Source organism: Streptomyces sp. NPDC059524, from assembly GCF_042749255.1.
In the GTDB taxonomy this organism is placed as follows: domain Bacteria; phylum Actinomycetota; class Actinomycetes; order Streptomycetales; family Streptomycetaceae; genus Streptomyces; species Streptomyces xanthii.
Window position 1 is genome coordinate 1 of the sequence record NZ_JBHYTK010000204.1, and the last position, 11,783, is coordinate 11,783.

12 protein-coding genes are annotated in these 11,783 nt (G+C 73.1%); 9 read left to right on the top strand and 3 right to left on the bottom strand.

Annotation, left to right across the window (positions count from 1 at the left end):
• Nucleotides 1-272 precede the first annotated feature (272 nt).
• The 3 genes from ACFW9D_RS35005 to ACFW9D_RS35015 are packed head-to-tail and all read left to right on the top strand — an operon-like array spanning nt 273 to nt 3,473.
• Entirely contained in the window at nt 273-869 is a 597-nt protein-coding gene (locus tag ACFW9D_RS35005; RefSeq protein WP_384628931.1) for an ankyrin repeat domain-containing protein, read from the top strand.
• On the top strand, nt 866-2,047 hold the full coding sequence (locus tag ACFW9D_RS35010) for a YncE family protein (protein ID WP_384628910.1): 1,182 nt from the start codon (nt 866-868) through the stop codon (nt 2,045-2,047). Before ACFW9D_RS35005 ends, ACFW9D_RS35010 begins: the two co-directional genes overlap by 4 nt.
• Before the next feature lie 37 nt (nt 2,048-2,084).
• A complete protein-coding gene (locus ACFW9D_RS35015) occupies nt 2,085-3,473 on the top strand; it encodes a M1 family metallopeptidase (RefSeq protein ID WP_384628913.1) in 1,389 nt (462 codons plus the stop codon).
• A 28-nt stretch (nt 3,474-3,501) separates the two neighbouring features.
• Here the strand turns inward: ACFW9D_RS35015 and ACFW9D_RS35020 are convergent, their stop codons facing one another.
• Complete coding sequence (locus ACFW9D_RS35020; protein ID WP_223206409.1) at nt 3,502-5,064, bottom strand: M4 family metallopeptidase; 1,563 nt, start codon at nt 5,062-5,064, stop codon at nt 3,502-3,504.
• 384 nt (nt 5,065-5,448) lie between these two features.
• On the opposite strand from ACFW9D_RS35020, the gene ACFW9D_RS35025 reads away from it, so the two are divergent.
• Complete coding sequence (locus ACFW9D_RS35025) at nt 5,449-6,174, top strand: dienelactone hydrolase family protein (RefSeq protein ID WP_384628934.1); 726 nt, start codon at nt 5,449-5,451, stop codon at nt 6,172-6,174.
• A 96-nt stretch (nt 6,175-6,270) separates the two neighbouring features.
• On the top strand, nt 6,271-6,543 hold the full coding sequence (locus ACFW9D_RS35030; RefSeq protein WP_188337671.1) for a DUF1876 domain-containing protein: 273 nt from the start codon (nt 6,271-6,273) through the stop codon (nt 6,541-6,543).
• A gap of 21 nt (nt 6,544-6,564) precedes the next feature.
• On the opposite strand, the gene ACFW9D_RS35035 is transcribed toward ACFW9D_RS35030, so the two are convergent.
• The gene (locus tag ACFW9D_RS35035; RefSeq protein WP_384628917.1) at nt 6,565-7,077 is read right to left on the bottom strand and encodes a GNAT family N-acetyltransferase; all 513 of its coding nucleotides are present in this window, start codon (nt 7,075-7,077) and stop codon (nt 6,565-6,567) included.
• A gap of 202 nt (nt 7,078-7,279) precedes the next feature.
• Between ACFW9D_RS35035 and ACFW9D_RS35040 the strand changes: the two genes are divergently transcribed.
• The 3 genes from ACFW9D_RS35040 to ACFW9D_RS35050 all read left to right on the top strand — a co-directional run bounded on the left by ACFW9D_RS35040 (nt 7,280) and on the right by ACFW9D_RS35050 (nt 10,291).
• The gene (locus ACFW9D_RS35040; protein WP_384628920.1) at nt 7,280-7,897 is read left to right on the top strand and encodes a LysE/ArgO family amino acid transporter; all 618 of its coding nucleotides are present in this window, start codon (nt 7,280-7,282) and stop codon (nt 7,895-7,897) included.
• A gap of 80 nt (nt 7,898-7,977) precedes the next feature.
• On the top strand, nt 7,978-9,057 hold the full coding sequence (locus ACFW9D_RS35045; RefSeq protein WP_384628923.1) for a MerR family transcriptional regulator: 1,080 nt from the start codon (nt 7,978-7,980) through the stop codon (nt 9,055-9,057).
• Nucleotides 9,047-10,291 (top strand): MFS transporter, encoded by a 1,245-nt coding sequence (locus ACFW9D_RS35050; protein WP_384628925.1) that lies wholly within the window; start codon nt 9,047-9,049, stop codon nt 10,289-10,291. The genes ACFW9D_RS35045 and ACFW9D_RS35050 overlap by 11 nt, the downstream gene beginning before the upstream one ends.
• 111 nt (nt 10,292-10,402) lie before the next feature.
• Here the strand turns inward: ACFW9D_RS35050 and ACFW9D_RS35055 are convergent, their stop codons facing one another.
• A complete protein-coding gene (locus ACFW9D_RS35055) occupies nt 10,403-10,978 on the bottom strand; it encodes a TerD family protein (RefSeq protein ID WP_188337666.1) in 576 nt (191 codons plus the stop codon).
• Between the two features lie 170 nt (nt 10,979-11,148).
• On the opposite strand from ACFW9D_RS35055, the gene arfB reads away from it, so the two are divergent.
• Entirely contained in the window at nt 11,149-11,574 is a 426-nt protein-coding gene (gene arfB, locus ACFW9D_RS35060; protein ID WP_384628928.1) for an alternative ribosome rescue aminoacyl-tRNA hydrolase ArfB, read from the top strand.
• Nucleotides 11,575-11,783: the final 209 nt, after the last annotated feature.

Below are 11,783 nucleotides of genomic sequence, written 5' to 3' on the forward strand. Positions count from 1 at the left end.
GCACACCCCAGTCCTGGCGCCGCCGGAGCCGTCCGCCGACCGCCCCGCCCCGCCTGTCCCGGGCCGGGCGGTTCGCAGACGGACCGTTCAGCTGACCGGACGGGTCCCCCACGTCACGTGTCCCGCACCACCGAGAAAGGATCGTCGCTGTGTCCCTGCCCCTGGCCGTCAAGGTCGCCGTCACCCGGCTGCACGCGTCCCGGATCCACCTCGCCACGGTGACCGCGGCCGGGATGTCCAGGACCCGATCGACCGCCACCCGGAGAGCCGCCATGAACCCTCAGCACCGTGCCCTGCTCGACGCCGCCGCCCTCGGTGACGCCGACGCCGTGCGGGCCGCCCTCGCCGACGGCGCCCCGACCGAGATCCGCGACGCCCACCAGCGCACGCCGCTGCTGCTCGCCGCGCTGAACGACCGGGTCGAGGCCGCGCAGGCGCTCGTCGCGGCGGGCGCCGACGCGGACGCCAAGGACGACCGCGAGGACAGCCCCTGGCTGGTCACCGGCGTCACCGGCAGCGTCGCCATGATGCGCGCGCTGCTCCCGGCCCGCCCGGACCTCAAGCTCACCAACCGCTTCGGCGGCAGCTCCCTGATCCCCGCCGCCGAACGCGGCCACGTCGACTACGTCCGCGCCCTGCTGCGCGAGACCGACATCGACGTCGACCACGTCAACCGGCTCGGCTGGACCGCGCTCCTCGAAGCCGTCATCCTCGGCGACGGCGGCCGCGCCCACCAGGAGATCGTCGAGCTCCTCATCACCGCCGGCGCCGCGCCCGGCCTGGCCGACGCCGACGGCGTCACCGCGCTGGAGCACGCCGAACGCCGCGGCTTCACCGAGATCGCGGGCCTGCTGAGGGCCGTACGATGACGCGCCGCACCCTGACTCACCGCGCCCTGACCCGCCGCGCCCGCCTGTCCCGTACGGCGGCCCTCGCGCTGGCCTCCGCCGCCCTGCTCGCCGGCTGCTCGACGGCCGCCGACGGAGCGGACGGCGCGTCGGAGGCGGCCGACGCCCCGGCGTCCGCCTCCTCGTCCCCCGTGCGCAGCCCCGGTCCCGAGCCGAGCGGCAGGACACCCGGCGGGACGCTCCTGGTCGCCGACTTCGGCGCCGACACCGTCACGTTCGTCGACCCCGAGAAGGGGCCCGTCGACTCGGTGAAGGTCGGCGCACACCCGTACGGGCTCGTCGTCGGTGAGGACGGCCGCGCCTGGGTCGCCACCGCCGAGGGCGTCGCCGTCGTCGACACCGACCGGCGCGAGCGCCTGGACCTCATCGCGTACGAGACCGACGACCTCGGGCCCGTCACCGGCGGCGAGTACCGCGGCGGCGGCATGGGCATCGCGATCGCGCCCGACGGCGAGCACGTCTACGTCGGCGTGAACGTGCCCGGCGGCAACGGCACGGTGGAGACCATCGACACGAAGACCCGGAAGGTCACCGAGACCACCGACGTCGGCCGGCGCCCGTTCGACGTGGACGTGTCCCGCGACGGCCGCGAGGTGTACGCGACGGACCACGACTCGTTCGACGTCACCGTCGTCGACGCCCGCACCCACGACACGCGCCGCATCGAGGTCGCCCCCTACGGCACCGAGGGCGGGCTCGGCTCCTGGCTGAAGCCGCACTACGCGGCCGTGCGGGCCGACGGCAAGCTGCTGTTCCCGTTCGAGGGCGAGCGCCTCGTCGTGCTCGACCCGAAGACCGGGAAGTCGGTCATCGAGAAGATGACGGCCAACACGCACCAGCACGGCGTCACGATCACCCCCGACGGCACGCTCCTCGCCGTCGGCACCGGGCCGATCGACCCCGCGCAGGACGAGGGCCCGTCGCTGACCGTCCGCAGCAAGGACGGCGAGGAGAAGGTGATCCCGCTGAAGGGCCCGCACGAGGACGTCGCGGTGTCGAAGGACGGGAAGACCGCGTACGTCACCGGCGGCTTCACCCGTGACGGCTACTGGAACGGCATCACCGTCGTCGACCTCGACAGCGGCGACACCCACCGACTGGCCGCCGGCGCCCGCCCCCTGGGCATCGCGGTCCTCTGACCGGGCGGTTCCCTCGCCCGCGCCATAGGATCACGGGGTGCGCACCCCCCGCCTCCCCGTGATCCTCCTGGCGCTGGCCGCGGCGGCCGGCTGCGGCGGGGTACAGGGCGAGCCCGGCGGTTCCGGACTGCGCGACCCCTACTTCCCGCGGCTCGGCAACGGCGGCTACGACGTCACGCACTACGCCCTCGACCTCGCCTACGACCCGGCCTCCCACCGGCTGACCGGGACGGCCGTCCTCACCGCGCGGGCCGCCAAGGACCTCAGCGCGTTCGACCTCGACCTCGACGGCATGACCGTGCGCGGCGCCACCGTCGACGGCGAGCGGGCCGTGGTCAGCCGCACCGGCACCGAGCTGACGATCCGGCCGCGCGACGAGCTGCGCGCGGGCCGCACCTTCCGCACCACCGTCCGCTACGACGGCGAGCCCGTCACGATCACCGACCCGGACGGCTCCCAGGAGGGCTGGCTGCGCACCGCCGACGGCGCCCTCGGGCTCGGCGAGCCCACCGGGTCCATGGCCTGGTACCCGGGCAACCACCATCCGTCCGACAAGGCGACGTACGACATCACGGTCACCGTCCCGAAGAGCGTGCAGGCGATCTCGAACGGGGAGCTGCGCGGCCGGAAGGACACCACGGACGGCCGTCGCACCACCTGGTCCTGGCACGTGGCCCAGCCCATGGCCAGTTACGTCACCACGCTCGCCGTCGGCCGCTTCACCACGCGGGAGAGCCGCACCCCGGGCGGGATACCGGTGTTCACGGCCGTCGACCCGACACAGGCCGGGGCGAGCGGGAAGGTCCTCGCGCGGCTCCCGGAGATAGTGGACTGGGAGACGAGGACGTTCGGCCGCTACCCCTTCGGTTCCACCGGCGCGATCATCGACCGGGACGGCGACTCGGGCTACGCCCTGGAGACCCAGAACCGCCCCGTCTTCCCCGGCACGCCCAGCGTCGGCACCCTCGTCCACGAGCTCGCCCACCAGTGGTACGGGGACAGCGTCACCCCGAAGACCTGGCGCGACATGTGGCTCAACGAGGGCTTCGCCACGTACGGGGAGTGGCTGTGGGAGGAGCACGACGGCGGCGCCACCGTCCAGGAGACCTTCGACGCCCGCTGGTCCACCCCCGCCTCGGACCCCATCTGGGCCTTCCCGCCCGCGCACCCGCCGGACGCGGCGCACATATCGGACCCGCCCGTCTACGACCGGGGCGCGATGGTCCTGCACCGGGTCCGCGGTGTGATCGGGGACCGCGCCTTCTTCGCCCTCCTCAAGTCCTGGCCCGCCGACCACCGGTACGGCAACGCGGACACGGCCGACTTCACGCGGTACGTGGAACGGCGCAACCCCGGCAAGGAGAAGGCCCTTGCCGGGGTCTGGGAGGACTGGCTCTACGGCTCCGGGAAGCCGCAGAGCCCGTGACCGCAGAACAACGCGCGGTGCTCGGTGCTTAGTTGACGTTCACGGCGGCCCAGGTCGCGGCGACCGCGGCCCGCTCGGGGCTGCTCGCGCCGTACAGGTCGGAGGCCGCCTGGAGGGTGGCCGTGCGGGCGCCCGCGTAGTTGGTCGTGGACGTCATGTACGTCGACAGGGCCTTGTACCAGATCTGCAGGGCCTTGTCCCGGCCGATGCCGGCGAGCGTGGAGCCGTCGTAGGTGGGCGAGTTGTAGGACACGCCGTTGACGGTCTTCGCGCCGGATCCCTCGCTCAGCAGGTAGAAGAAGTGGTTGGCGACGCCCGACGAGTAGTGCACGTCGAGGCTGCCGACCCGCTTGTTCCAGTAGTCGGCGCTGGAGCCGTCCTTGCTGGGCTTGTCCATGTAGCGCAGCGGGGTGCCGTTGCCGCGGATGTCGATCTTCTCGCCGATGAGGTAGTCGCCCGGGTCGGCGGCGGTGTTGGAGTAGAACTCCACGCCGGTGCCGAGGATGTCCGAGGTGGCCTCGTTCAGACCGCCCGACTCGCGGCTGTAGTTGAGCTTCGCCGTGGCGGCGGTGAGGCCGTGGCTCATCTCGTGGCCGGCCACGTCCAGCGAGGTCAGCGGGTTCGTGTTGTTGGTGCCGTCGCCGTAGGTCATGCAGAAGCAGCTGTCGGACCAGAAGGCGTTGACGTACGCGTTGCCGTAGTGGACGCGGGAGTACGCGGCCTTGCCGTCACCGGCGATGCCGTTGCGGTTGAACGCCGTCTTGTAGAAGTCCCAGGTCTCGGCGGCGCCGTAGGCGGCGTCGACGGCGGCGGTCTGGCGGTTGGCGGAGGTACCGTCGCCCCAGTTGTCGTCCGCGTCGTGGAAGAGGGTGCCGGTGCCGGTCGTACCACCGTTGAGGTCGTACGTCTTGTGGCCGCCGCGCCCGCCGTCGAGCAGGTCGTAGCCGCCGGAGGCGGCCGTGGTGCCGAGGGTGACGGTGCCGCTGTACTCGCTGACGCCCGTGCCGGTCTCGATGGCCTGGTACGAGAAGAGCTTCTTGCCGCTGGTCGCGTCGGTGACGACGTGCAGCTCGCTCGGCGTGCCGTCCTTCTGCTTGCCCGTGACGACGCTCTCGTACGCGAGGACGGGGGCCTTGGCCGGGTTGCCGGCCCAGATCACCTTGCGGGTGGAGTCCGCGGCGGCGCCCTTGATGGAGCTGTCGGCGGCGACGGCGGCCTTCTTGGCCGACTTCGTGCTCAGGCCGGCGTCGGTCGACGCCACGGCTATCGAGCCCTTGCGGGCCTTGGTGGAGCCCTTCAGGTCACCGTTCTTCGCCGTGTGGACGACGAGGTCGCCGCCCAGGACGGGCAGACCGTCGTAGGTGCGCTCGTAACGGGTGTGCGTGGTGCCGTTCGCGTCCTTGACGACGTCACGGGCGACGAGCTTCTCGCCGGCCGCGAGCTTCAGGTCACGTGCGGTGGAGCTTGCGTCGGCCTGAGCGTCCTTCAGGGCGGTGGCCCGCTGGGACGCGCTGAGGGTGAGCGCGGTGGCGCCCGCCGCACGGTCGGCGGCGTTGGCCGTGGTGCCGGCCTGAACACCGATGACGACCATCGCGGCAGAGGCGACGAGGGCGGCGACGCGGGGAGCGGTGGAGCGGTGAGTCACTCGAACTCCTTCAAGTACCCGGTGGGGAAGGGTGCGTGGGGGGTAGCGGAGAGAGAGTGACACCAGTCGACTCGCGTTTGACAGAACGCCATCAAGATTTTGCCAGTTCATGTCCGATTGGACTGGCTCAATGTCCGGTAATCGACGGCACGCGCGCGCAGGAACAGTCGTGCGGGGCACGGAAGTTGGGGTCGAAATCCGCTGGGGCGGCGCCTTGATGATCGACTACGCTCGGGCGCCATGACGACCGGGACACCCAGGTACAACGAGAACGCGGACAACATCGCAGACACCACTGAAACCACTGAAACCACCGAAACCGCCGACACCATCGAGACCGGGACCCTGAGCGTCCCCACCCCCGACGGCACGGCCGACGCGTTCGCCGCGTTCCCCGCCGGGGGCGGCCCGTACCCCGGGATCCTGATGTACCCGGACGGACTGGGCATTCGGCCCGTACTGCGCGAAATGGCCCAGGAGTTGGCGGGTCACGGCTACTACGTCCTGGTCCCCAACGTCTTCTACCGGCATGGCCCCACCCCCGTGATCGACCTCCCCGACCACATCGGCGCGGCGGAGCGACCGCAGATCATGGGCCAGGTGATGCCCCTGATCGAGGCGCTCGACGCGGAGCGCGTACGGGCCGACGCCGAGGCGTATCTCCGCTTCCTCGCGGATCGACCCCAGGTGAGCGCGGGCCCGGTCGGGGTCACCGGCTACTGCTTCGGCGGCCTGCTCGCCGTCCGCACCGCGGTGGCGTACCCGCAACGGGTGGCCGCCCTGGCCGCGTTCCACGCCCCGGTCGCCGCCGACGGCACGGCCCCGCTGGCCGCGATCACCGCCCCGATCCACTTCGGCCACGCCGCGAGCGACCTGACACCGGCCGCCCTGACCGACCTCAACGCGGCCCTCACCGAGGCGAACCTGGACCACACGTCCGAGATCTACCCGGACACGGAACACGGCTTCACGATGAGCGACACGGACGCCTTCAGCGAGCCGGGCCTGAAACAGCACTGGGACCGCCTGCTGCCCCTGCTGGAGCGAGCTCTTTGAGGAACGGGGACCCCGGGGTCGGGATGCGGGGCGTTCGCGGTGGTGGGAACGTGGAGAGTGAGCCGTGGTGTGCGCTTCGAGCACAGGAGGTCCGTCATGACGACCAAGACCACGTGGAACGCCCAGATCGAGATCACCGAAGAGGGTAGCAAGGTCACCGCCGACGCCACCCTGATCGGCAAGGGCGGGCAGCGGATGACGGGGCACGGTGTCGCCCGCTGCAATCCCGCGGACCAGAACGACCCCGTGATCGGCGACGAGCTCGCGGCGGCCCGGGCCCTGTCGGATCTCACCGGCAAGCTGAGCGACAACGCCGCCCGTGACATCGAGTCCCACACCCACAAGCCGGTGACCGGCTCGCTGGTCTGAGCGCGGGCCCAGGGATCGGGCTCAGAGTTCCTTGCGCATGACCCGGCAGTCCCGGCCCAGGTCACGGTCCTTGCGGCGGTCGATCTCCGCGTAGCCGAGGGCGGTCCAGAAGGCCTGGGCCTTCGGGTTGTTCTCCAGGACGGCCAGCCGCAGGGCCGCGCGGCCCCGCGCCCGGAAGTGGTCCTCGACCGCCCGGGCCGCGGCGCGGCCGTGGCCCGAGCGGTGCGCGCGGGAGTCGACCAGGAGCAGGCCCAGCCAGGGGTCGGGATCGGCCGGGTCGGGATGGTGGGCCATCGTCAGGGCCAGCGCCACGACCCGGCCGCCGGAGCGGGCCAGGAACGCCTCCGCGCCGGGCTGCGACAGATCGTCGGCGAGGGCCGCCGCCACCTGTTCCGTCGTGATCGCGTCCGGGTCGGGGAAGTCCCCGCTGAGCGCGAAGAACTCCCTGTTCGACGCGTACAGCTCCGTGATCTCGGTGAGCAGCTCACCGGGCAGGGCGTGTTCGGGGCCGGGGTCGAGCGATTCGATCAGCACGGGTCGAGGGTAGACGGGCCGGGATGTCCCGGGGGTGACGGTCACCCCGGCCGGCAAATCCGTTGCGGACCGGCCCGCCCGGCGCGCACCATGCCCGCGTGACCACTTCCACGTACACCCCGCGCCCGCTGACCGCCCCCGCCACCCCGGCGCGGCGACAGCAGCGGACGCGCCCGGGGCGGAGGCCGATCCCGCCCGTCGCGTGAGCGGGGCACTGGTCGCGGGGCTGCTCGCCGGGTACGGGATCGCCGTACCGGTCGGCGCCGTGTCGGCCTACCTCGTGTCGCTGACCGCCCGCACCGATCTGCGTACGGGCGCCTGCGCGGCCCTCGGCGTCGCCACCGCCGACGGGCTCTACGCCATCGCGGCGGTCGGCGGGGGCGCGGCCCTCACCCCGCTCGTCGAAGGCATCCGCACCCCGCTGCGCTGGGGCTCCGTCCTCGTCCTGCTCGCCCTCGCCGCGCACACCGCGGTGACGGCGCTGCGGCGGCGCGGCGACCCCGGCCGGGACGGGCCCACGGGCCTAGCGCCCGGCCGCGCCTACCTCGGCCTCCTCGGCATCACGCTCCTCAACCCCATGACGGTCGTCTACTTCACCGCCCTCGTCCTGGGCGACACGGACACCGTCACCGGGAGCGGGCAGCGCGCCCTGTTCGCGATCGCCGCGTTCACCGCCTCCGCCAGCTGGCAACTTCTGCTCGCCGGTGGCGGCGCCCTCCTCGGCCGCGGCCTCACCGGCCCCCGCGGCCGGCTGGTGACGGCGTGCGCGTCGACCGTGCTCATCGCGGGTCTCGCGGTGCGGCTGGCGCTGACGGGTTAAGAAGGGCGGGTGAGACAGGCCGGACCAGGGTTGACCCTCGACCTTGTGCAGGGCCCAGAGTCCCGGGTGTGGAGAGCGACATGCGCAGCATCGGCGAGGTGGCCCGGGAGAGCGGGCTCGGGGTGAGCGCCCTGCGGTTCTACGACCGCGCGGGCGTGCTCGTCCCGGCCTGGGTGGACCCGGTGAGCGGGTACCGCTGGTACACGGACGGGCAGCTCGACGAGGCCCGGCTGCTCACCAGGCTGCGCCGGGCCGGGATGCCGCTCGCCGACATCCGGCTGGTCACGGCCGGCTGGTCGGGCGCCGACTCCGATCTCGTACGGCACCTGCTCGACGCGCACCTGCGCCGGCTCGAACAGGGGCTGTCCCGGGCCCGCGAGGAGTTCTCCGCACTCCGATCACTGCTCGCATCGAGGGAGAACCCCGTGGACACGACGACCACCGGCACCGCACGCACCCGAGTGACCCTGGCCGCGAGGGAGTTGGCGCAGGCCGTCGACGCCGTCCGGTTCGCCGTGAGCGCCGACCGTGAACTGCCCGTGCTGGGCGGCGTGCTGTTCGACATCGAGGGCGACGGGCTGCACGCCGTCGCCACCGACCGGTACCGAATGGCCGTCGCCCGGGCGGCCGTCACCGGGCACGAAGGCGGCCGGACCCAGGTCGTCGTGCCCGCCGCGCTCGCCGACGCGATGCGCGCCCTGTCCGCCGGCGACGCGGACGCGCCGGTGCGGCTCGCCGTCGAGGACGGCCGTGTCTCGCTGGAGGCGGGGGACCGGCAGACGGCCGGACGGGCCGTCGAGCACGACTTCCCCGACTACCGGCGCCTCCTCCCGCCCGGCGGCGGGCGCCGCGCCCTCGTCGACGTCGCCGCCTTCCGCAGGGCCCTGGAGGAAGGCCCCGTACGGTCCGACGAGGCCGGGGAGCACGAGCTCAGCGTGCTCCGCGTCGCGGACGACGGCACCGTGACCCTGTGCGCGGACGGGGAGAACGACGCGGAGTGCGTCGCCGTCAACCGGGCCTACCTCCTGGACGCGCTGGCCGCCGGAGGCCGCGACCGGCTCGTGCTCGAACTCGCCGCCCCCACCGCGCCGGTCACGATCCGCCGCCCCGACGACGAGAGCACCTTCTCGCTCCTCATGCCCGTCCGCCTTGAGGACTGAGACCACCGGCCCGGGCGCGCGGACGCGGGCCCCGGCCGCCCTGCCCCGGGCCTACCTCCTCTGGCTCGGCGGCATCCTCGTCTCGCTCCTCGGCAACGCCGTCTTCTCCTTCGCCCTCGGCTGGGCCGCCGCCGCGCACGGCGGCACCGTCGCCGGCCTGGCGCTGAGCGCCATCACCCTGCCCCGCGTGCTGCTCCTCCTGGTCGGCGGCGCCGTCGGCGACCGGGTGAGCGCGCGCCGGGTGCTGATCGCGGGCGACGCGGCGATGCTCGCCGCCACGCTGCTCCTGGCCGCCGTCGCGTACCGGCTCGGGACCCCGCCCTGGCTGCTCGTCGCGACCGGCATCGCCCTCGGCACCGTCGACGCCTTCTACCTGCCGGCCTCCGGATCCATGCCGCGCCGACTCGTCGCCGACGACGCGCAGTTGCCGCGCGCCCTGTCGCTGCGGCAGGCGGGCGGGCAGCTGATCGCGATGGGCGGCGGACCGCTCGGCGGCGTCCTGGTCGGGTTCGCCGGACTCGTGGGCGCGGCACTCGTCGACGCCGCCACCTTCGCGTGCGCGCTGCTCGTCCTCACCGTCGTACGGCCACGGGATCCGGCGGCGACCGGGAACGACGCGCGGGACGGGATCCTCAGGGAGGCGGGGGAGGGGGTGCGGCTCGCGTTCGCGCACCCCGTGCTGCGGCCCGGGCTCTGCCTCACGGGCGCCGCCGCGGGCTTCCTGCTGCCGGTCATGGCCCTGCTCGTCCCGCTCCTCGTACGGGAACGGGGCTGGGGCGCGGCCGCCGCCGGGCTCGTGATCGGGGCGCAGGGCGTCGGCATGGTGGCGAGCACCCTGGTCGTCGTGAAGCGGGGGCCGATCGGGCCGCCCGGACTGCTGTCGGCCGCGGCGCTGCTGCCGGCCGCCGCCGGTGTACTGGGCCTCGCGCTCGCGCCCGGGGCGCCGGCCGCCGTCGTCGCGGGGCTCGTCGTCGGCGCGGGCAGCGGGATCTTCGCCGCGCACATCGCGCCGCTCGTCCTCGCGACGGCGCCGGAGAGCCATCTCTCCCGCGTGCAGGCCGTGCTCGTCCTCGTCCAGAGCCTGGCCCTGCTGCTCATGAACAGCGTGCTCGGCGCGTTCGCCGACCTCGCGGGCGCCGGCCTCGCCCTCACCGGGTGCGCCCTGCTCCTCGCCTGCACGGCGGTCGCGGGGCTCGCCTCGGGTCCGCTGCGCCGCGACCGTACGGGGCTGTGACCGTCCTTCGGGGCCGGCCGCACACGCGCCGGGCCCCCGGCACACGTAAGCGTGCCGGGGGCCCGGTGATGCTCCGAGCCCGGCGGAGCCGGGTGCGTCGGGGCGGACGGATCAGACGTTGACGCCGAAGTCCTGGGCGATGCCGACGAGGCCCGAGGCGTAGCCCTGGCCGACGGCGCGGAACTTCCACTCCGCCCCGTTGCGGTACAGCTCGCCGAAGACCATGGCGGTCTCCGTGGCCGCGTCCTCGGAGAGGTCGTAGCGCGCGATCTCGGCGCCACCGGCCTGGTTCAGGATGCGGATGTACGCGTTGCGCACCTGGCCGAAGTTCTGCGAGCGGGACTCCGCGTCGTAGATGGAGACCGGGAACACGATCTTGTCGACGTCGGCGGGCAGCGCCGCCAGGTTCACCGCGATGGCCTCGTCGTCGCCGGCGCCCTCACCCGTGCGGTTGTCACCGGTGTGGACGATGGACTGGTCCGGCGTCTGCTTGTTGTTGAAGAAGACGAAGTGGCCGTCCGAGTAGACCTTGCCCTGCGTGTTCACCGCGATCGCCGAGGCGTCGAGGTCGAAGTCGGTGCCGGTGGTGGTGCGGACGTCCCAGCCGAGGCCCACGGTGACGGCGGTCAGGCCCGGAGCCTCCTTGGTGAGCGAGACGTTGCCACCCTTGGACAGGCTTACTGCCATTGTGGGAGTCCTTCCCTCGTTAAGTTGCGCGTGTGCGCGTGCGTACGTAACCGAAGCTACTCGTACCCCTATGAACGCAACCGGGGTACCCGAGGGTTCCAGGTCTCTTTACTTTCTTTACCGGGGAAAACCGGGTGACGGCACCCGTACGCGCACGCGACCATGGACGCATGTCCGGTCCCTATCCCATCCGCGGCTCGGTCGTCCTTCCGGAGGCCGAGCTCGTCTGGCGTTTCTCCAGGTCGTCCGGGCCGGGCGGACAGCATGTGAACACCAGCGACTCGCAGGTGGAGCTGAAGTTCGACCTGGCCGCCACGAAGGCGCTGCCGCCGGTCTGGAAGGAGCGGGCCCTGGAGCGGCTCGCCTCCCGGCTGGTGGGCGGGGTCCTCTCCGTCCGGGCCTCCGAGCACCGCTCCCAGTGGCGGAACAGGGAGGCGGCCGCGGTCCGGCTGGCCGCCGTGCTGGCCGAGGCGACCGCGCCGCCGCCGAAGCCGCGCCGGCCCACGAAGATTCCGCGCGGGATCAACGAGCGCCGGCTCCGGGAGAAGAAGGCTCGGGCCGAGACGAAGCGGGGTCGCTCCGCTCGGGACTGGTGACCCGTCCCCGTCTGCCGGGTGCGCTCTCGTCGCGGGCCGCGGGTCTCGTCGTGGCTGGTCGCGCAGTTCCCCGCGCCCCTGGAAGGCAGCGGCTTCGCCGCGCCTTCCCCCGACAAAGGGCATCCCGCGCCTTCCCCGAGGAGAAGCCGACGGGCACCTTTCTCGGGGAAATGCGCCCGAAGGGCATGCATTTCAGGGGCGCGGGGAAC

What these genes read in the sequence shown, in the direction of transcription:
- ACFW9D_RS35045 (WP_384628923.1), top strand. Translation starts at nt 7,978, where the DNA reads ATGCGCAGCATCGGCGAGGTGGCCCGGGAGAGCGGGCTCGGGGTGAGC.
- ACFW9D_RS35030 (WP_188337671.1), top strand. Translation starts at nt 6,271, where the DNA reads ATGACGACCAAGACCACGTGGAACGCCCAGATCGAGATCACCGAAGAG.
- ACFW9D_RS35010 (WP_384628910.1), top strand. Translation starts at nt 866, where the DNA reads ATGACGCGCCGCACCCTGACTCACCGCGCCCTGACCCGCCGCGCCCGC.
- ACFW9D_RS35020 (WP_223206409.1), bottom strand. Translation starts at nt 5,064, where the DNA reads ATGGTCGTCATCGGTGTTCAGGCCGGCACCACGGCCAACGCCGCCGAC.
- ACFW9D_RS35005 (WP_384628931.1), top strand. Translation starts at nt 273, where the DNA reads ATGAACCCTCAGCACCGTGCCCTGCTCGACGCCGCCGCCCTCGGTGAC.
- ACFW9D_RS35055 (WP_188337666.1), bottom strand. Translation starts at nt 10,978, where the DNA reads ATGGCAGTAAGCCTGTCCAAGGGTGGCAACGTCTCGCTCACCAAGGAG.
- arfB (WP_384628928.1), top strand. Translation starts at nt 11,149, where the DNA reads ATGTCCGGTCCCTATCCCATCCGCGGCTCGGTCGTCCTTCCGGAGGCC.